This window comes from Mangrovibacterium marinum, assembly GCF_003046625.1.
GTDB lineage: Bacteria > Bacteroidota > Bacteroidia > Bacteroidales > Prolixibacteraceae > Mangrovibacterium > Mangrovibacterium marinum.
In genome coordinates this window covers 58,819-77,804 of sequence record NZ_QAAD01000006.1, presented here as the reverse complement: position 1 = coordinate 77,804, position 18,986 = coordinate 58,819, and the positions used below count along the sequence as shown (strand labels likewise).

17 protein-coding genes and 1 tRNA gene are annotated in these 18,986 nt (G+C 48.4%); 9 read left to right on the top strand and 9 right to left on the bottom strand.

What is annotated here, in order from left to right; genetic code table 11:
- Positions 1 to 55 precede the first annotated feature (55 nt).
- A complete protein-coding gene (locus tag C8N47_RS07315) occupies positions 56 to 358 on the bottom strand; it encodes an ArsR/SmtB family transcription factor (RefSeq protein WP_107821892.1) in 303 nt (100 codons plus the stop codon).
- Between the two features lie 260 nt (positions 359 to 618).
- Between C8N47_RS07315 and C8N47_RS07310 the strand changes: the two genes are divergently transcribed.
- On the top strand, positions 619 to 1,593 hold the full coding sequence (locus C8N47_RS07310; protein ID WP_107821891.1) for a polyprenyl synthetase family protein: 975 nt from the start codon (positions 619 to 621) through the stop codon (positions 1,591 to 1,593).
- A gap of 108 nt (positions 1,594 to 1,701) precedes the next feature.
- Here the strand turns inward: C8N47_RS07310 and C8N47_RS07305 are convergent, their stop codons facing one another.
- On the bottom strand, positions 1,702 to 3,156 hold the full coding sequence (locus C8N47_RS07305) for a sodium:solute symporter (RefSeq protein ID WP_107821890.1): 1,455 nt from the start codon (positions 3,154 to 3,156) through the stop codon (positions 1,702 to 1,704).
- Between the two features lie 119 nt (positions 3,157 to 3,275).
- Here C8N47_RS07305 and murQ point away from each other — a divergent pair, with 119 nt between their 5' ends.
- On the top strand, positions 3,276 to 4,085 hold the full coding sequence (gene murQ, locus C8N47_RS07300; RefSeq protein ID WP_107821889.1) for an N-acetylmuramic acid 6-phosphate etherase: 810 nt from the start codon (positions 3,276 to 3,278) through the stop codon (positions 4,083 to 4,085).
- Between the two features lie 53 nt (positions 4,086 to 4,138).
- Here the strand turns inward: murQ and deoC are convergent, their stop codons facing one another.
- The 3 genes from deoC to dtd are packed head-to-tail and all read right to left on the bottom strand — an operon-like array spanning position 4,139 to position 5,836.
- Complete coding sequence (gene deoC / locus C8N47_RS07295) at positions 4,139 to 4,966, bottom strand: deoxyribose-phosphate aldolase (RefSeq protein WP_107821888.1); 828 nt, start codon at positions 4,964 to 4,966, stop codon at positions 4,139 to 4,141.
- 6 nt (positions 4,967 to 4,972) lie between these two features.
- A complete protein-coding gene (locus tag C8N47_RS07290; RefSeq protein WP_107821887.1) occupies positions 4,973 to 5,329 on the bottom strand; it encodes a nucleotide pyrophosphohydrolase in 357 nt (118 codons plus the stop codon).
- Positions 5,330 to 5,380: 51 nt separating this feature from the next.
- On the bottom strand, positions 5,381 to 5,836 hold the full coding sequence (dtd, locus tag C8N47_RS07285; RefSeq protein ID WP_107821886.1) for a D-aminoacyl-tRNA deacylase: 456 nt from the start codon (positions 5,834 to 5,836) through the stop codon (positions 5,381 to 5,383).
- A gap of 187 nt (positions 5,837 to 6,023) precedes the next feature.
- Here dtd and C8N47_RS07280 point away from each other — a divergent pair, with 187 nt between their 5' ends.
- Together C8N47_RS07280 and lplA are read left to right on the top strand one after the other, a co-directional pair.
- Positions 6,024 to 8,420: a TonB-dependent receptor gene (locus C8N47_RS07280; RefSeq protein WP_146161457.1), complete on the top strand. Its 2,397-nt coding sequence runs from the start codon at positions 6,024 to 6,026 to the stop codon at positions 8,418 to 8,420.
- An 84-nt stretch (positions 8,421 to 8,504) separates the two neighbouring features.
- Positions 8,505 to 9,488, top strand: a complete 984-nt coding sequence (gene lplA, locus C8N47_RS07275; protein ID WP_146161456.1) for a lipoate--protein ligase — start codon at positions 8,505 to 8,507, stop codon at positions 9,486 to 9,488.
- Between the two features lie 256 nt (positions 9,489 to 9,744).
- Here lplA and C8N47_RS07270 read toward each other — a convergent pair whose 3' ends face one another.
- Genes C8N47_RS07270 through C8N47_RS07255 form a run of 4 tightly spaced genes read right to left on the bottom strand, consistent with a single transcriptional unit; the run spans position 9,745 to position 14,458 of the window.
- Positions 9,745 to 11,271: a carboxypeptidase-like regulatory domain-containing protein gene (locus C8N47_RS07270; RefSeq protein ID WP_107821883.1), complete on the bottom strand. Its 1,527-nt coding sequence runs from the start codon at positions 11,269 to 11,271 to the stop codon at positions 9,745 to 9,747.
- Positions 11,271 to 12,839: an aspartyl protease family protein gene (locus C8N47_RS07265; RefSeq protein WP_107821882.1), complete on the bottom strand. Its 1,569-nt coding sequence runs from the start codon at positions 12,837 to 12,839 to the stop codon at positions 11,271 to 11,273. Before C8N47_RS07265 ends, C8N47_RS07270 begins: the two co-directional genes overlap by 1 nt.
- A gap of 21 nt (positions 12,840 to 12,860) precedes the next feature.
- The gene (locus C8N47_RS07260) at positions 12,861 to 13,862 is read right to left on the bottom strand and encodes a FecR family protein (RefSeq protein WP_107821881.1); all 1,002 of its coding nucleotides are present in this window, start codon (positions 13,860 to 13,862) and stop codon (positions 12,861 to 12,863) included.
- Between the two features lie 50 nt (positions 13,863 to 13,912).
- The gene (locus C8N47_RS07255) at positions 13,913 to 14,458 is read right to left on the bottom strand and encodes an RNA polymerase sigma-70 factor (protein ID WP_170111326.1); all 546 of its coding nucleotides are present in this window, start codon (positions 14,456 to 14,458) and stop codon (positions 13,913 to 13,915) included.
- A gap of 150 nt (positions 14,459 to 14,608) precedes the next feature.
- On the opposite strand from C8N47_RS07255, the gene C8N47_RS07250 reads away from it, so the two are divergent.
- From C8N47_RS07250 to C8N47_RS07230, 5 genes are all read left to right on the top strand, one after another.
- Positions 14,609 to 15,982, top strand: a complete 1,374-nt coding sequence (locus C8N47_RS07250) for an MFS transporter (protein WP_107821879.1) — start codon at positions 14,609 to 14,611, stop codon at positions 15,980 to 15,982.
- Between the two features lie 222 nt (positions 15,983 to 16,204).
- A tRNA-Leu gene (locus C8N47_RS07245) sits at positions 16,205 to 16,288 on the top strand.
- A gap of 106 nt (positions 16,289 to 16,394) precedes the next feature.
- Positions 16,395 to 16,772, top strand: a complete 378-nt coding sequence (locus C8N47_RS07240) for a response regulator (RefSeq protein WP_107821878.1) — start codon at positions 16,395 to 16,397, stop codon at positions 16,770 to 16,772.
- 124 nt (positions 16,773 to 16,896) lie between these two features.
- The gene (locus C8N47_RS07235; RefSeq protein WP_107822031.1) at positions 16,897 to 17,322 is read left to right on the top strand and encodes a deoxycytidylate deaminase; all 426 of its coding nucleotides are present in this window, start codon (positions 16,897 to 16,899) and stop codon (positions 17,320 to 17,322) included.
- Positions 17,323 to 17,336: 14 nt separating this feature from the next.
- Positions 17,337 to 18,971, top strand: coding sequence for a S41 family peptidase (locus C8N47_RS07230; RefSeq protein WP_107821877.1), 1,635 nt, complete (start codon positions 17,337 to 17,339; stop codon positions 18,969 to 18,971).
- The last annotated feature ends 15 nt before the right edge of the window (positions 18,972 to 18,986 follow it).

Here is an 18,986-nt window from a genome sequence, read left to right as displayed (position 1 = left end):
TAAATAAAAAAAGCCGTCTAAATCGACAGCTTTCGTATTCGTTGTAGTTTTTGATTTACTCACCACATGTACAGCGCTGCAGGCAGTTAATCACCTGACTCAAAATGTCATGCTTCAGGTAGTAAAACGTATTTTTCCCTTCGCGACGAGAGCAAAGCACGCCTTTATCCTTCAAAATTCCTAAATGATGCGAGGTTGTTGATTGCTCAATCCCCAGCAATTCGTGAATTTCGGTAACCGTCAATTTTTTGCCGGCTTCCAGATGCTTCAAAATGGCGATGCGCATCGGATGCGCCATTGCTTTCAACATATTTGCAGCCATATCCAAACGGTCTGCATCCAATTCCTGAATTTTCATGTCTATATATTTTCAATCCAATGTCTAACAATCACCGTTAGACGAATGCAAATATATAAATATACTATTTCTTCTAAAAGAGTTCGTTCGCAATCCACACGATTTTTAGATCGAATTTTAGGAATATTTAAGAAAATGAGCTGTCGGCATGTCGAAATGAAGTTTTTTTGATCAATACGTATAAAATTGCCTCCAACAAAAGCATAGCAAACTAAAAACCGTTTAATTTGCTATTTTTGACCGAAGGAAAAACGAGGCACATGGGATCATTGGATATCATCAGAAAACCAATAACACACGAACTGGACGAATTTGAGGATTATTTTAAATCGACGATCAAAAGTGATATTCCACTCTTGTCGCTCATCATCCAATACATTTTGCGAAAAAAAGGCAAGCAGATGCGTCCGATGTTTGTTTTTCTGGCAGCCAAGATGAATGGCGGATTCAACGAGACGACACACATGGCGGCTTCGTCCATCGAGCTTTTACATACCGCCACCCTGGTGCACGACGATGTGGTTGATGAATCGTACGAACGTCGGGGCAGCTTTTCGATCAATGCCTTGTGGAAAAACAAGCTCGCCGTTTTGGTTGGCGATTTCATTTTGGCCAAGGGTTTATTGCTGAACATCGACAACGATAATTACCGTTTTCTGAAGTTGATCAGCCGTTCGGTAAAAGATATGAGTGAAGGCGAAATTCTGCAAATGCGCAAAAGCCGGAAGCTGGATCTCGATTACGACAGCTATTTTGAGATCATCGAAAAGAAAACAGCATCGCTCATTGCAACCAGTCTGGCCATTGGTGCAGCATCGGTTACCGACGACAACGAGGTGATTGAGCGCATGTTCCGGATTGGAATCGATGTTGGAATCGCATTTCAAATTAAAGATGACATTTTCGACTACCAGGCTAAAGGTGCCCTGGGCAAGCCAACCGGCAACGATATCAAAGAAAAGAAAATCACCATGCCCCTGCTGTATGTGCTCAGCAATTCGGACGAAAAAGAGCGTCGCCGCATCTTGAACGAGGTGAAGAAAAAGCACAAAAACACCGCCAAAGTGCAGGAACTGGTGAAACTGGTTGTTGACCGTGGAGGCTTGGATTATGCGACCGAACAGATGAATGTATATCGCGACCGGGCCATTCAGCGCATTCTGGAATTCCCCGAAACCGACGCCAGAGCCTCCCTGATTGAATTGGTCAACTATGTGACCACCCGAAAGAAATAAGGCACCACAGCTCCCGAAAATGAAGCATTCCCGATGACCAAAGATGAGCTTCAGCGTGTAACTTAACCTGAAAATTGGTGTAATTCCAATGTTCTCACAAGGGCATATTTACGCTTCAGCCGTTGTTCCCGAACGCTTTGAGAACAAAAACAGGCCGCCAACCATAATCAAACCGTTGAGCAACAACAGCTCGAATCCAAATTTATAACCGCCCAGCCAGCGCTCGGAATTAACATTGATGAGGTAAGTTAACGCAGGCGACAACAAACCAATAACCGGCACATAGCGATCGATCACTTTTCGTTGACTCAGAATACCAAACGCAAACAAGCCCAGCAAAGGCCCGTAGGTATAGCCGGCTACCCGGAATACCGCCGACACAACACTCTCATTGTTGATCACCCGAAAGATCACAATCACCAAAAACATCAGCAGCGAAAAGCCAACATGCACCAACATCCGCGTTCGCTTGCTTTTTGCGGCTGCCGGATCGAGATTTAAAAAGTCGATGCAAAAAGAGGTCGTCAGCGCTGTTAAGGCCGAGTCGGCACTTGAATAGGCAGCTGATAAGATCCCGAGCAAAAACAAAGCGCCCGCCAGTGGTCCAAAGTATTTGATGGCCAGCAAGGGAAAAAGATCATCCGTTCGTGCCGGTAAATCGATGCCCTTTTGAGCGGCATAATAGTACAGAAGAACCCCGAGCGACAAAAAGAAAATATTGGCAATAAGGAAGGCGAAGCTAAACCAGAAGATATTTTTTTGGGCATCGCGCCGGCTTCGGCACGTCAGGTTTTTCTGCATCATATTCTGATCCAGCCCATTCATAACGATGACAATGCCCAAGCCAGCAAAAAACTGTTTGAAGAAATTGGTTTTCGAGCGCCAGTCCCAGTCAAAGATGCGGCTAAACGGATGATGATCGACAACAGCAACCATTTCTTCCGCATTCAGGTTCAGCTGTTTCAGGATGACCCAGATGGTGAGGCCAACAGCCCCCAGGATGAAGAGCGTTTGCAGCGAATCGGTCCAAACAACGGTTTTAATCCCCGCCCGATGGGTATACAGCCAAATCAGAAACAGCGTGAGCAACACCGTCAGCCAAAAGGGAATATGCAGGTCGTTAAAAAAAGCCAGTTGCAAAACGCCTGCCGCCAGATAAAGGCGGAACGATGCGCCAATGGTTTGCGAAACCAGAAAGAAAAAAGCCCCGGTCTTGTATGAGCGAAATCCAAACCGCTGATCGAGATAACTGTAAATTGAAACCAGCTGCAAGCGATAATAAAGCGGAATCAACACCAGGGCAATCAGCCAGTATCCGATAAAATTACCCAGCAAAAACTGAAGATAAGTCCAGGCGGTGTTACCCACTTCGCCGGGCACCGAGATAAAGGTCACCCCCGAGATGGTGGAGCCGATCATGCCGAAGGCCACCAAATACCAGGGCGAACGGCGGTTTCCGGTAAAAAATGTTTCTCCATCGGCATTGCGCGAGCTCAGCCACGACACGCCCATCAATACCGCAAAAAATGTTAGAATAATCAGTGCAATTGCTAAGGTTCCCATCAAATTACGTTTCAATCTTTAAAAATTGGAATAAACTGCGGTTTATACAAACCTAAAAAACTTGCCGACACGTGCAGATGACTTATTTTTAACTCAAAATTCATTCTTTACCGAAAAACATGAGCAAGCAAAGCGTCACCGAGTCCGAATCGCTGTACGACAGGCTGGAAGAAATGACAGTCAGGCAGCTGTTGGAAAACATTCATGAAGAAGACAAAAAAGTTTTACCGGCCGTTCAACGGGCAATTCCTCAAATTGAAAGGCTGGTGGAACAAATCGTTGAGCGGGTAAAAAAAGGTGGCCGCTTGTTTTATATTGGTGCCGGCACCAGCGGTCGACTCGGGATTTTGGATGCTTCGGAAATTCCGCCAACCTACGGCGTGAACGACAACTTAGTTATCGGGCTAATTGCCGGTGGCGATCAGGCAATACGAAAAGCTGTTGAATCGGCCGAGGACAACCCGGAGTTGGGTTGGCGGGATTTGCAAGCCTGCAAGGTCAACCAGCTGGATACGGTGATCGGGATTGCAGCCTCCGGACGAACCCCCTACGTGGTTGGAGCCATTACCAAAGCGAGTGAAAATGGCATTCTAACGGGCTGCATTACCAACAACCCGGAAAGCCCCTTAGCCCAAAGCGCCGATCTGCCCATTGAGGCCATTGTGGGGCCCGAGTTTGTATCGGGAAGCACCCGCATGAAATCGGGAACATCGCAAAAGCTGATTCTGAATATGATTACAACCACGCTGATGATAAAGCTGGGACGCGTAAAAGGAAACCGCATGGTCAATATGCAACTCACCAACCAAAAACTAATTGAACGAGGCACCCGCATGATTATGGCCGAACTCGGCATTGACGAAGCCAAAGCACGCCAACTGCTCTTACAGCACGGCTCGGTTGATCGGGTGCTGAAACTGCACCGCTAGCATAGCTCGTGTGTTACATCCCCCAAGGGGCCAAACAGGCGCGCCCGCCCGCATTAAAAATAGGTGATTTCTTCACCCAGCAAATCGCTGAGCAGGTTGTTGGCCAAGCGGCTTGCCCCGATGCGGAACAACTGCGGGTTCATCCACTCTTCACCCAAAATTTCCTTCACAATCGTCAGGTAAAGAATGGCGTCCTCTGTTGTAGCGATGCCGCCGGCGGGTTTAAAACCGATTTGTTTGCCGGTTTTCATCCAAAAATCCTTAATTGCGCGGCACATCACGATGGCTGCTTCGGGCGTTGCGGCAGGACTCATTTTTCCGGTTGATGTTTTGATGAAATCAGCACCGGCCTCCATCGCCAACATCGAGGCATGGTGAATCTTTTCAGGCTCGGCCAGGGCTCCGGTCTCCAGAATAACCTTCAGGTGGGCTTCGCCAATAGCTTCTTTGATGGTCACAATCTCTTCCTTACAAATCAACTTATTTCCATCCAGAAAGGCCCACAGAGGGAGAACAATGTCAATTTCATCGGCACCGAGCTCCACCGCTCTTTTCGCTTCCTGCACCTTCATTTCGATAAAGGTCATGCTCGAAGGAAAGCCTCCGGCAACTGCGGCAATTTTGACAGGCTCAACGGCCAGCACCTCTTTCACACTGCGCACCATATTGGGGTACACACAAATTGCGGCCACATTCACCAAGGTGGGGTAATCGTTGTAAAAATCGTTCACCCGCGCGGCAAATGCTTTCACACGGCTCACCGTATCGGTTGGATTGAGGGTCGTGAGATCGATACACGAAAATGCCAATTGTTGCATTTCGTGGTTATTGTTTGATGCTGCTTTTTCGTTGATCGCAGCGAGTTCAGCCTGAATTGTCATCGTTGCTTATTTTAGTTTTGAATTATTCTGATGGCGGTCTTTATCCCGCTTCGTTTTCTTCTCGATACTTTTCAAAAAAGCTTCATTCAGGTCGATTCCGGTTTGATTGGCTAAACAAATCAACACCCAAAGTACATCGGCCATCTCCTCTCCCAGATCTTTCCCCAGATCTGCTTTCTTGAACGACTGATCGCCATAGGTCCGGGCCATCAGGCGCGCTAACTCGCCCACCTCCTCGGTTAAAATGGCCATATTGGTTAGCTCGCTGAAATACCGCACGCCAACCGTGCGAATCCAATAATCGACCATTTGCTGTGCTTCCGGAATGCTTACCGGAGCCTTGTTCGCTTCAATTTTGTCCATCAACCCAATTGTTTTAGTTATACGAAGTTAAGGAATCCATGTTTAACAGGCCTAAAAATCTTTATTTTGAGAGTCTATTAGGATGGTTACCGGCCCGTCGTTCACCAGCTGCACCTGCATATCGGCACCAAACTCGCCCGAGCCTATTTGCTTGTGCAGGCGTTCGTGCATAGCCTGTAAAAACTTTTCGTACATCGGAATGGCAAAATCGGGCTTGGCCGCCCGGATATACGACGGACGATTTCCCTTTTTGGTGCTGGCATGCAAGGTAAACTGGCTCACGACAATCATGTCACCATCGATCTCTTCAACCGACTTGTTCATCACCCCGTTATCGTCATCAAAAATCCGAAGTTGGCAAATCTTCTTGACCAACCAGTCAATATCTTCATCGGTATCGGCATCTTCAATGCCCAGCAAAACCAATAAACCTTTTTCAATAGCCGATTTCACATCACCGGCAATGGTTACCGATGCCGACGAAACTCGTTGAATTACTACGCGCATACGTTCTTTTTCGTTTTTTAAAAGCCTGATCCCGAACAAGCGGCTTCAAATCATTGTTTAATAATTCCTAAAGTTGCAATAAACAAATTGCCATCTTCGGGCGAACACCCAAAGATAAGCACGAATTGAAAACACAGCGGATTTGATCGGACAAATCGTAGAAACAGCAAACCAGAACAGAAGCAACATGAACCGCCATAAAAATCGCCAGATCATCCTTTCCCTGCTTTTCCTGTTGGGCTTTCTGCCGGCGCACGCGCAGCAAGGAAAGCTACGGGGTCGCGTATTCGACCTCAACACAAACAACAACATCGCTTTTGCCAATGTGATCATTTCGGGGACCACCAATGGCACCATAACCGACGAAAACGGAACCTTTAGCTTTAGCGGGCTGAAACCAGGCTTTGTTCGGGTTGAAGTTTCGCTGCTCGGCTACCAAAACACGCTGTCGAGCGAAATTGAGATCAGCAATGCCCAAACGGCCCAACTGGAGATCGGTCTTGAACGCACAAACCAACAGCTCGAAGAAATCCGCGTCGCTGCCTCGCCCTACCGAACGCGCGAAGAAAGTCCCTTGTCGCTGAAAACAATTGGCCTATCCGAAATTGAGAGCAGCCCGGGAGCCAACCGCGACATTTCCAAGGTCATTCAATCTTTTGCAGGGGTGCAGTCTACCCCTTCATTCCGCAACGACATTATTATCCGCGGGGGCGGCCCTTCCGAGAGCCGTTTTTTTCTGGATGGCGTTGAAGTGCCCAACATCAATCACTTTGCCACCCAAGGCGCCTCGGGCGGCCCTGTGGGCATCATCAATGCCGATTTGCTTCGCGAGGTACAATACTATTCCGGGGCCTTTCCGGCGAACCGGGCCAATGCGCTGAGCGGCATTTTCGAGTTTTCGCTGGTCGACGGCAACAGCGATCAATTTCGGGGGCAAGCCGCTGTTGGCGCCGCCGAGATCAGCGCAACGGTTAGCGGCCCGGCAGGCAACAAAACAAGCTACGTTGCATCGGTGCGGCGCTCGTACCTGCAATTTCTTTTTGGCTTGCTGGACATGCCCTTTCTGCCAACCTTTAACGATTTGCAGTTTAAACTTAAAACCCGTATCGATGCTCAAAACGAACTATCCATTATCGGGCTGGGAGCTTATGACTTTTCAAAGCTAAATACCGATATTGAAAATCCGGATGAGCAACAGCAGTACATCCTCACCCAATTGCCCGAAAACACACAGTGGTCGTACACCATTGGGGCCGTTTACAAACGTTACAATGAGCATGGTTATCAAACCTTTGTAGTAAGCCGCAACCATCTGAATAACGAAGCCGAAAAATATCGCGACAACAACGACAGCTCCGAGGCCAATAAAACCATCGACTACCGCTCGCAGGAAGCCGAAAACAAGCTCCGCTACGAAAACCTCATCCGCACGGGCGGAACCAAGCTTAACTTTGGCGCCAATGCCGACTTTGTGCGCTATACCAATTCAACCCAACAAACCCGCTATTACAACGACGGGCCACTACGGGTCGACTACACGACCGAACTCAACTTTGTGAAGTGGGGACTGTTTGCACAGGCAAGCCAAAGCTTTGTAAACGACCGGCTGAGTTTAAGCCTTGGCCTTCGGGTAGATGCCAACAATTATTCGTCCCGGATGCGCAATGCTTTCGAGCAGTTTTCGCCTCGTTTTTCAGCCTCGTGGAAACTAACTCCGGCATGGGCTGTCAACTTCAATACCGGCCGTTATTACCAGTTGCCGCCCTACACAGCCCTGGGGTACCGCCAAAACAATCAATACATCAACAAACAAAACGGGCTGAAATACATCCGCGCCGATCATTTCATTGCCGGCATCTCGTACCAGCCCCAGGCCAATTTGTTTCTCAGCCTCGAAGGCTTCCTCAAAAACTATGCGGACTACCCTTTTTCGGTGAACGACTCCATTTCGCTGGCCAACCTGGGCGCCGACTTTGGCGTGGTTGGGAACGAAGAAGTTAGTTCCGAGTCGGAAGGTAAAGCCCACGGTGCCGAACTGCAAGCCCGATATTCCGAAGCCGGAAAATTTAATTTCAACCTGTCGTACACGTTTGTGCGCAGCGAGTTCGCGGATAAAAACGGAACGATGATTCCCTCGAGCTGGGACAGCCGCCACGTACTGGTGCTAACTTCAACAAAAAAGATGAAACGCAGCTGGCAAATCGGTGCGCGCTGGCGCCTGGTTGGAGGCTTGCCCTATACGCCCTGGGATATGGACCGATCGTCGCTGGTTGCGGCCTGGGATGCCAATAACGGCCCATTTCTGGATACAGACCGCTGGAACACCAAACGATTTAAGGCATTTCATCAGCTCGACCTGCGTATCGACAAAGCCTATTATTGGAAAACGATGACGGCCAAATTCTACCTGGATTTTCAAAATTTTTACAATTTCAAAAATGAAAACCAGGATATTTTGCTGCGCCAAACCGATGAAGCCGGCAATTACCGAACCACCGACAACGGCACCCGCTACCTGCTGAAACGGGTGAAGGACGACTCGGGAACCATTTTGCCAACCGTTGGCATTATCCTGCAATTTTAGCCGGGATAATTTTATCCCACAGGCGCTATATTTGCAACAAAATTCGTTTTCCGCTGTTTGGGAAAACCGATTAAGCTTCATCAAATGACTGTACTTTGTTACCACCTGAATCATCCCGATCCGTATTTCAACCTGGCTACGGAAGAATATTTACTGAAAAATTTTGAAGACGATATTTTCATGCTTTGGAGCAGCGAAAGCTCTATTGTTGTGGGAAAACATCAGAACGCCCTGGCCGAAATCAATCATCGCTACGTGAAGGAAAACCGGATTAAGGTTGCCCGGCGCTTGTCGGGCGGCGGTACTGTTTTTCACGATCCGGGAAACCTCAACTTCACCTTTATGCGCAAGGTTGAAAAAATTGAAGAGATCAATTACCGGATCTTCCTGCAACCGGTAAAAGAAGCCCTGGAGAAACTCGGTCTGGAGGTTTCGAGCAGCAAACGCGACGACCTGATTGTGGATGGCAAAAAAATTTCGGGCAATGCGCAACACGTTTACCGCAAGCGGGTTTTACACCATGGTACCCTCCTATTCAACAGCCAGCTGAAGAAGTTGAAAAATGCCCTGAAGGTTGATTTATCGCGCTTTGAGCATAAAGCTGTGCAATCGAACCGGAGCGAGGTCACCAACATTGCCGATCATCTTCGCGCCCCGATGACGGTTCGCGAATTCAGCAACTTCATGTTCGAAACCATCGCGAAAAACTTCGCGGATTACCGGGTTATGGAACTTACGGATGCCGATAAACAAGCCATACAGGTTCTGCGTGATGAGAAATACAGCCAGTGGGAATGGATTTACGGCTACTCGCCCAAATACACCTACCGCAACACCATCGACACAGCAAAAGGAAAGCTAAACGTTGCGTTACAGATTGCTAAAGGAAAGATCGTTCAGTCGGACTGGGAAGGCCCGATCTCCGAAAAACTGTCCTTCAAACTAAAGGAACTTTTGCAAGGCAAAAACCATGCTTACGAGGAACTGGAGCCGGTTTTCTCGCTGCTTGAAGCCCAGTTGAAACAGGAAGACATCAGCGCAAAAGAGCTGCTCGACCAACTTCTGTAAGATAAACCGATTCTTCGGCTTCGTTTTACGCACATATTTCGGTGCAATCCGCAAGCATTTCGGTCCGATCCGCAGGCATTTCGATTCAATCCGCAGGTGTTTCGCTCCAATCCGCAGGCGTTTCCATATAATCCGCTGGCATTTCGGACTGATCCGACAATATTTCGGTGCAATCCGCAGGCGTTTCGGTGCAATCCGCAGACATTTCGGTGTGATCCGGAGGCATTTCGCTTCGATCCGGATGTAAAACGGCTTATCAACGATCGGTTTTATTGTCGGCAGCCTCATTGCCGAACGATTTCAACGCCTTGCGCAAGTCATCGGTCGGTTGAATGATGTTGTAATTCTCCCAGAATGCCGGATCGTAATCGCCGATAATCTCGGTAAATATATCGGCTGCACCAATTTGTTCCTCTTTCGGAAATCGTCGTAAACGCGTCGGACTGTGCTCGTTAATCAGCAAATCGGAAACGCTGTGAAAAACCGAGTTCACCCTATCGTGCCGGCTACGCACCCGAAAACCGGCCGACGAACGCGCGGTATTCAGATACCAACGGCCTTTATTCTGACGGTAACTCACCTGATAATCGAGTTTCAACACCCGTACATTGAACCCTTTCGGTTTCTTACGGATAAGCTGATTGCGAGCAATGCGAATACCATGGCGCGACAAGCTAAACTCGGCGTAAACCAGTGCAAAAGTCTCCTGATCGATCAACAGCCGGCCCTGGTAAGTCAGGAAATCAGTTTTCGCAATCGGACTGAAATAAATCACGTAAGTGGGGCGCCCCAAATAGTCGATCATAGCCCCTGCTTCGTAGCGGTACGCATACCGGTACTCCCGATCCATAAAACTATCCCTTGTTTTCACCACATCCAGCCGGCTGGTGTAATAGGGTCCGCCCTGCATTTTAAAATCAACCCATTTAAAAGCCTCCACATCGGGACTCTTTCGCCCTTTTACAAAGCGGATTTTATCGTCGTGAAATGGCTGACTATACGATGCTTTCAGCAGTTGAATCACCGCTTCGGAAATGTTAATATAGACCTTGTCCTGTGTCAGCGTTTCACGGTAGAAAGCAGTCATCAGCCGGTTTTCCGAAGGATAGTTCTCTGCCATGCGATCCTCCATTTGCTCCATCACCCACGTCGGGTTGATGGCTCGCACCTTGATTTCTTTCAAACGGATATTCACCGGATCGAGCATAATGGACTGTGGCTGTGCGGGCAGGCTATCGGGCATGAGCAGCAACTTTCGGTACCCCATGCACGACACCACCAGTTGCTGACCACGATATTTCGGGGGTATCTTCAGCTCGAAGAGGCCATCGTCGTTCGTAATGGTTCCGAAGGGCTGCTGAACGACCGAAATACTGGCGTAGGCAAGCGGCTCGCCAAATTCGCCATCCAACACTTTGCCCTGCACAATTTGATAGTCCTGCCGGGCCAGCTCCGTCTTTACCTCCCGCAAGCGAATGACGATCTGATTATCGAGCTCCTGCACCTCAAACTCGGGCGCAAGCAAATCGCGCAATACCGACTCGAGCGATTGTCGGCTGTAACCAACAGTTACCGGCTGCTCGGTATTGAGCAGGCTGGGATCGTAGGAAAAATTAACCTCCGCCAGCTCCGAAATCTGCTCCAAAACCTGCCCCAACGGCTGATCGGAGACCGTGAGACTAATTTTTCGACTTAAAAAAACAGCTTTCTGATCCTGGCCGCTAACCGAAAAGGCCCCGCAACAAAGCATCAAAAAGCTGAGAAGTAGCTGGTATTTTATCATTAAAAGACTTTCTCCAAATAAAAGGTCGTTTCAATTTCCTGCCCGTCGCGAAGCACCGTCATGTCAATTTTCCGGTCTTCCTTACTCATGAGGATCAAATTTATATCATTTAAGGATAAACTTTTGTGATTTGAACGGTTTAATGATAAAATCTGGTCATTTTCCTGCAAGCCGGCACGGTCGCCGGGCGAGCCCTGGCGCACCTGGTCGATGGTGAAAACCGGCATTCCGGGAAATGGATTCGAGATTTCGAGCCCGCTCATGTTGTAGTTGAAGTCGTCTTTCACTTTTCCGGTGGGGCGCAGTTTAATCTGGCTGTTCGGATAATCGATCGTCACATAAAAGCGGCGTAAGATCTCAGCTCCCAGGGTTCCGTTCCGGTCGTCGCGAATGAGCTGCTCCACCATCGCGGCCTCCGGGAAGGAAACTATGGGCTCCGACAGAATGAGCGGGCCAACCCATATTCCGCCAATACGCCCTTTGGTGCCATACAAATCACCATTTAAACCGCGTCCCAGGAACGTTTCGATATGCTTTTCGGGCACGTCAATCCGCTCATCCGAACTTGTCGACAGCCAGATCGCATCGCTGGCTCCGGTATCCACCAGCAACTTCACCGGCACGTACTCGTTCTGGTCCGTCACAATGGTGGTGCGCACATAGGGCTTGTTATACTCAAAGTGAATGGGCATTACAATGTCGCGGTTGATCACCCGGTCGCGGTAATACTCCGGCTTGATCAAGGTTAATTTTTGATTGTCGTAATCAATCTCCACCACAAAATCTTTAAACAGGTCGAAACCAATCAATCCGTGCACCGGCAAGCCCAGGATCTGCGAAATCTGAAAATGCTCGTCAATAATCATCTGCACCTGCTGGTTGTAGGAAATCAGTCCGGTACCGATTTTCATGGTATTGTTGCCCGAGCGATACGCCGTTAAGCTTTCGCCTTCGCCCAAACCCGATATCTCCACCGGCCGCATATAGTTCAGATTGATCTTATCGACAAAAGGTAACTCAGTAATAATCGGAAACCGCACGCCCGTGTCGAGAATAAAATTCAAGGTATCCGAGTCGTTGATGATAACCGGAATAATAATCAGGTTACTGGCCGATTTAAAATCGATAGTGATGCTTTTGGATCGCTTATTCAGAAACTCGAAGCGATTTTTCCCGGGCGAAAACTTCTCCATTCGCTCATAATTGAGCGTCTCGCGCAAGGGCACATAGTCGCGAACAACCAAGATGTTATCTTCGATTTCAAAAATCAGATAATAGTCTTTCATCAGCCGTTGCAACACCTGCCGGATGGGTACATTCGAAATATTAAGGCTTACCTTTTTATCCTCAATCAGCTTGGCATTGTACGAATAATCGAGATTGAAATAGTCGCAAATGCGCTGAATCACATCCGACAGGGGTTCTTCGTCGGCCACAATACTGATATTTTGATCCAGAATTGACTTCGCGCTCTGGTCAACCTGGGCTGCCGCTGTAAACGAAGCGAGCATCAACAGGACAGTCGCCAGCATAGCAGCCATTTTCTCACTCCATCTATTCGTTTTCATAGCCTTTTTGTTTTTAGGGTTCTACTTTTTGCTCAGCAGGTACGCCTCTGCATCCGTCTGCTGAATGGTCAGCTTATGGGTCATGGCAATTACCTCCAAAATAAACCGGATGGGCCGGTCATCAAAGTGTGCCGTCAGCAACAGCTGATCCATCGCGGGATCAGCCGTCACAATATGCACATTGTACACCTTGTTTAACTGTTTTATCACCTCTTCAAGGCTGGTCTTTTCAAATTGAAAAGAATGGGTTTTCCAGGCCAGGTAATTGGGATCGATATTCGTCGATTTTTCGAAAACCGAGGCTGATCCAACCAACAGCCCCCGCTGCCCCGGACTCAGCATAAGCGCGCCAGCCTTGTCTGTCCGATTGGCAGCACTGACCTCCACTTTGCCGCTTTCAACCACCACGGCTACTTCGCCCGAAGTCGGTCGGGCATTCACATTGAAACTGGTTCCCACCACCCGGATATTGGCAGGCCCCGCATGAATCACAAAAGCTTTCGCGGCATTGGGGCGAACTTCGAAAAACGCTTCGCCGTTCAGGCTCACTTCGCGAATATCACCCTTAAACTGATCGGGATAATCCAACCGACTGCCCCGGTTTAAGGTAACCACGGAGCCATCAGCCAATTCAATTCGGGTTCGCCCGTAGTTGTCCGTAACGGCCGATTCAGGGGCTACCGTCTGCCAATTGCTTTGCGCAGTCCAAAGCAGCACCGATCCAAGCAACAGAACAAGCGCAACAAGAGCGGCAATCCGCATCCAAAATCGATTTAGTCGCCATAAGACCGGCCTGTTCTGCTTGCGAATGATAGCCTCCACTGCCGGATAATCGCGGGTGGCTGCAAAGCGCCTTTGGTGCAGATGAAGATCGACCTGCCGGGCTGTTTCGCAAATTTGCTGCAATTCCTGCTCGTCCCAGGCATCCTCGCCCGGCTGAGCTTTATCGGGAGCCGGCTCATCAAACAACTGTTTGGCCAATGCTGCCCATTTCTCGTTTGTATTGTCTTTTGGTGTTCCCATTTGTAGCTATGACAAGCAACAGGTGGAAACACCCTGAAAAGTAGCGGGAATTATTTTTTGAAGATGCTGATTCCGATCAGCAGATGACGGTATTCTTTCAAATCGGAACGGAGTTGCCGGAGCGCCAAGCCCATCTGTGTTTCCACGGTTTTGACCGAAATGTGAAGCTGCCCGGCAATTTCGCGATAGCTAAGCCCCCGCTCCCGGCTAAGTCTGAAAATTTCCCTCCGCCTGGCAGGCAATGCGTTAATGCTTGCTTCAATTTTCAGGTGCAGATCTACCTCCATAAAATACTGACTGGGTGAAACATCAATGTTCTCCGATAGAATCATTTCCGCGTATCGCTGTTCAACCTTACGGTGGTTTGCCAAGTTAATCAGCTGGTTTTTAACCATTCGAAACAAGTAACTTTTTACAGAACGATGAACGCGAATTTGCCGGCGTTTTTCCCAAAGCTGAACAAAGAGCTCCTGCACCAACTCGCGACTTTGTTCATCATCCTGCAAAAAATGAGTCGCAAACAAGCACAAAGCCGAATAGTAACGATGAAAAAGTATGCTGAAGGCATTTTCATCATTTCCGGCTATCCGTGACATCAATTCAAGGTCGGTTTGTGTGTTCATTGGCGCTCCAATCGGGGGTTCCGTATCAAAGATGGGCGAAAAGCCTTAAAACCACGCCAATGTTCGTATATTTTTCAGCATAAGTAAAGATTCTATATTTGCAGCATTTTGAAATTACAATTTATGCAAGAAACAACTTTACCGACCAGGTTCAGCCGCCCCTTTTGGGTTGCCAACTCTGTTGAACTCCTTGAACGACTGGCCTACTATGCCGTTTTTATCGTCATCACCATCTACCTGTCCAATGTGTGGGGATTCTCCGATGTTGAAGCAGGATGGATTAGTGGTGTTTTTTCGGCCACGCTTTACCTGCTGCCAACTTTTGTGGGTGCCTACGCCGATAAAATCGGTTTCCGCAAGGCCATCATCATCGCCTTCAGCCTACTTACAGCGGGCTACGCCGGCTTGGGCATTTTACCAACCCTGCTCGAAAGTGCCGGGCTGGTCAGCTACGACATGGAAACCACCTTTAACGGACTAAACACAAGCCCGCTACGCTGGACAATCGTGCCGGTGATGGTGCTCATTGTTATCGGAGGATCGTTCATCAAATCGGTGATATCGGGTACTGTAGCCCGCGAGACAAGCTCCGAAACGCGCGCACGCGGCTATGCCATCTTCTACATGATGGTCAACATTGGAGCATTCATCGGTAAAACAGTGGTCGACCCGCTGCGCAAGAGCCTGGGAGACCAGGGGCTGGTTTACCTGAACTTCTTTTCGGCAGCCATGACCGCAGTGGCTCTCATCTCGGTCTTCTTCCTCTACAAATCGGTGAAAACCGAAGGCGAAGGCAAGTCGTTCCGCGAACTGGGAGTCGGACTTCTAAAAGTTGTCGGCAACGTCAGACTGATCATCCTGATCCTGATTATTAGCGGCTTCTGGATGATCCAGAGCCAGATGTATGCCACCATGCCCAAATATGTGATCCGGATGATCGGACAGGATGCTTCGCCAGGCTGGTATGCCAACGTGAACCCGCTGGTGGTGTTTGTGCTGGTGAACTTTGTAACAAGCCTGATGAAACGATTTACAGCACTACGGTCGATGACCATCGGTATGCTGATTATTCCGTTTTCAGCGCTCATCATGTCTTTCGGAACACTAATTGGGCATGAGAGCATCCTGGGGCTGCACCCGGTAGCTTTTATGATGGTTGTTGGTATCGCTTTTCAGGCGCTGGCTGAATGCTTCATCACACCGCGTTACCTGGAGTATTTTTCACTTCAATCGCCCAAAGGTGAAGAAGGCCTGTATCTTGGCTTCTCGCACCTGCACTCTTTCATATCGTATTTGCTGGCCTTTGGTCTGGGAGGTTACCTGCTGGACAAGTATTGCCCCGATCCGCGGCTATTTGACACGCCCGAAGCTTACAAGCTTGCTACCGCACATGCCCACTACATCTGGTTTGTGTTCGTAGGCATTGGCCTAATTTCGGCTCTTGCGCTGCTGCTTTACGGCTATCTGACCCGGGAAAAGAAAACACTTGAAGCTTAGTGGTCAAAAAAATTGCGTTTTTTTAAAAGAAATCCAGTCGGATAGAAAAACCACTATTCTACTGGATTTCAATGCAAACAAAGCAAACCACAAATTATACCGGACAGAAAAGCAAAAACTTTTTTCAGATAATGCTTTGAGCGAATAAAATTTCCACTATTTTTGCATCGCTAATTCAGCCACGGGTCAGTAATTCGAAAGAAAAACGATCCATGCACCAACGCCCGGGTGGCGGAATTGGTAGACGCGCTGGATTCAAAATCCAGTGATAGCAATATCGTGCGGGTTCGATTCCCGCCCCGGGTACAAAGGCATCCAATTTTTGGATGCCTTTTTTGTAAAATATACTCCCGCAGGTATAGCTTTTAATACACAGAAGCAATATCTTTGTTTAGCACTAAAAACATAAACCATGATTGTTGTTGACGCGCTGAAAATATTGATAGCTGAAGACGTGGAATCCAACTTTCTATACCTGAATGCTGTACTAAGTAAAATCAAAGCGAAAATTATATGGGCTAAAAATGGTCGCGAAGCTGTAGAAATGTTCCGGCAACACGACGATATTGACCTGGTTTTAATGGACCTGCAAATGCCCGAGATGAATGGCTACGATGCAACCAGACTGATTAAAGACATCAACCCAAACGTTCCGGTTATTGCTCAAACAGCTTTTGCCATGGCCGAGGACAGAAGCAAAGCGCTCGATGCCGGCTGCGACGAGTACCTGGCCAAGCCGATTCGTTCAAAAGATCTGCTGAACCTGGTTGAACGCTTTATGCACGTCTGACTTTCATCCGCTTATACGATATCCAGAAACGCTCATTCTTTCTCCGAATGAGCGTTTTTTCGTTACTGTTTATGCCAAAAAGCAATCGCATTTATTACTTTTGAAGACTTTCAACAAAAAACAAATGCACAACAAACAATACCTTTTAGACAAACGATACCTGCAAATGGCTCAAATATGGGCTCAGAACTCTTATTGTAAACGCCGTCAGGTAGGCGCCATTCTGGTTAAGGACAAAATGATTATCTCCGACGGATACAACGGCACCCCGTCGGGTTTCGAGAACAACTGTGAGGATGAAAACAATCAAACCAAGCCATACGTTCTACATGCTGAAGCAAACGCCATTTCGAAAGTAGCCAAATCGGGCAACAGCAGCGATGGAGCGACCATGTACGTCACTTCGTCGCCCTGCCTGGAATGTGCCAAATTGATTATTCAGGCCGGAATTAAACGGGTTGTATTTACCGCCAACTACCGACTCGAAGATGGTATTAACCTGCTGAAACGTGCCCAAATTGAAGTCGTTCAGGTAGAAACTGAAGACTAACAACAACAGAAAACATGAAGAAAAAAATAAACATCTACCTCCCTTTATTGATCGCCCTGGCAATCATCGGGGGAATATATCTGGGCAATCACTTAAACAGTCAAGCCCCCAGACTTGGCCTGCCCAGCCTGACTGCTCCCAAGAGCAACAAACTAAGCATGATTATCGATTTAATTTCGAATGCCTATGTTGACTCGGTTGCCACCGGCGAGCTGGTTGAAGAAGCCATTCCGACGATCCTGAAAAAGCTGGATCCGCATTCCACCTACATTCCTGCACGCGATATGCAGGAAGTGAATGAGGAGATGCAAGGCAACTTTGGCGGCATTGGCGTACAATTCACCATTTACAACGATACCGTCCAGGTAGTTGATGTGATTTCCGGAGGTCCGTCGCAAAAACTGGGCATCCAGCCCGGCGACCGGATTGTTGCAGTAAACGATTCGCTGATTGCCGGCAACGGTGTCAAAAACGAAACGGTGATGAATTTGCTGCGGGGCGAAAAAGGCACCCGCGTAAATGTCGATATTAAGCGCAAAGGAATTAACGACCTGATTGCCTACGAAATTACCCGCGGCGACATTCCCATTATCAGTGTCGATGTGGATTATATGATTAACGACAGTACCGGCTACGTAAAGGTGAGCCGCTTTGCCGAAAAAACCTATACCGAATTCATGAAAGCCATGACCAATGTTGATGCCCTGGGCGCCCAACAGGTCATTATCGATCTGCGCGGCAACCCGGGCGGCTACCTGATGGCCGTGGTAAAAATGGTCAACGAATTTCTGGATGAAGGTGATTTGATAGTATATACCGAAGGCCACTCCCAGGCCCGGAAAACATACACCGCAACGGGCAAAGCCAGCTGGGCCGACAAGCGCATCTTTGTGCTGATTGACGAATACTCGGCTTCGGCCAGCGAAATTTTCACCGGTGCCCTGCAGGATAACGACAAGGGCATTATTGTGGGGCGCCGCTCGTTTGGCAAAGGCCTGGTACAGGAACAAATTCCCTTTACCGACGGATCGGCTCTGCGCCTGACAGTAGCCCGCTACTATACACCCAGCGGTCGTTGCATCCAAAAACCCTACGACGAAGGAACCGAAGAGTACTATCACGACCTGATGAACCGCGCGGTACACGGAGAGCTGGAAGAAGCCGACAGCATTCAATTCTCGGACACACTGAGGTACGAAACCAAAGGGGGCCGTATCGTTTACGGGGGCGGCGGTATCATGCCCGATTATTTTGTGCCACTAGACACAACAGGCTACTCGGACTACTATTCGAAAATCACCCAAAAGGCACTGGTTTACCATTTTGCTTTCGACTATACCGACTCCCACCGCGCTGAGCTGGAACAACTGAAAACACCGCAGGAAATTGTCAATCACCTGAAAGGTGAAAACGTGATGGATCAGTTCATCAGCTATGCCGCAACAAAAGGTGTAAAACGCAGTGAATCGGGCTTAAGCGTATCGGGTAAGATTATTGAAACGCAACTGATGGCCTACATTGCCCGAAACGCCATTGGCGATGAAGGCTTCTACCCCATCATTCAGCAAATTGATAAAACATTACGCAAAGCCATTGAACTTTCCGGCGAAAATCAAACGCTTTCTCAGCTTTTGGCTGTAACAAAATAAACGGTCAACCGTCAT

Excerpts from the sequence above, each read along its gene's own strand:
- C8N47_RS07315 (WP_107821892.1), bottom strand. The coding sequence starts at position 358 with ATGAAAATTCAGGAATTGGATGCAGACCGTTTGGATATGGCTGCAAAT.
- C8N47_RS07310 (WP_107821891.1), top strand. The coding sequence starts at position 619 with ATGGGATCATTGGATATCATCAGAAAACCAATAACACACGAACTGGAC.
- C8N47_RS07305 (WP_107821890.1), bottom strand. The coding sequence starts at position 3,156 with ATGGGAACCTTAGCAATTGCACTGATTATTCTAACATTTTTTGCGGTA.
- murQ (WP_107821889.1), top strand. The coding sequence starts at position 3,276 with ATGAGCAAGCAAAGCGTCACCGAGTCCGAATCGCTGTACGACAGGCTG.
- deoC (WP_107821888.1), bottom strand. The coding sequence starts at position 4,966 with ATGACAATTCAGGCTGAACTCGCTGCGATCAACGAAAAAGCAGCATCA.
- C8N47_RS07290 (WP_107821887.1), bottom strand. The coding sequence starts at position 5,329 with ATGGACAAAATTGAAGCGAACAAGGCTCCGGTAAGCATTCCGGAAGCA.
- dtd (WP_107821886.1), bottom strand. The coding sequence starts at position 5,836 with ATGCGCGTAGTAATTCAACGAGTTTCGTCGGCATCGGTAACCATTGCC.
- C8N47_RS07280 (WP_146161457.1), top strand. The coding sequence starts at position 6,024 with ATGAACCGCCATAAAAATCGCCAGATCATCCTTTCCCTGCTTTTCCTG.
- lplA (WP_146161456.1), top strand. The coding sequence starts at position 8,505 with ATGACTGTACTTTGTTACCACCTGAATCATCCCGATCCGTATTTCAAC.
- C8N47_RS07270 (WP_107821883.1), bottom strand. The coding sequence starts at position 11,271 with ATGATAAAATACCAGCTACTTCTCAGCTTTTTGATGCTTTGTTGCGGG.
- C8N47_RS07265 (WP_107821882.1), bottom strand. The coding sequence starts at position 12,839 with ATGAAAACGAATAGATGGAGTGAGAAAATGGCTGCTATGCTGGCGACT.
- C8N47_RS07260 (WP_107821881.1), bottom strand. The coding sequence starts at position 13,862 with ATGGGAACACCAAAAGACAATACAAACGAGAAATGGGCAGCATTGGCC.
- C8N47_RS07255 (WP_170111326.1), bottom strand. The coding sequence starts at position 14,458 with ATGTCACGGATAGCCGGAAATGATGAAAATGCCTTCAGCATACTTTTT.
- C8N47_RS07250 (WP_107821879.1), top strand. The coding sequence starts at position 14,609 with ATGCAAGAAACAACTTTACCGACCAGGTTCAGCCGCCCCTTTTGGGTT.
- C8N47_RS07240 (WP_107821878.1), top strand. The coding sequence starts at position 16,395 with ATGATTGTTGTTGACGCGCTGAAAATATTGATAGCTGAAGACGTGGAA.
- C8N47_RS07235 (WP_107822031.1), top strand. The coding sequence starts at position 16,897 with ATGCACAACAAACAATACCTTTTAGACAAACGATACCTGCAAATGGCT.
- C8N47_RS07230 (WP_107821877.1), top strand. The coding sequence starts at position 17,337 with ATGAAGAAAAAAATAAACATCTACCTCCCTTTATTGATCGCCCTGGCA.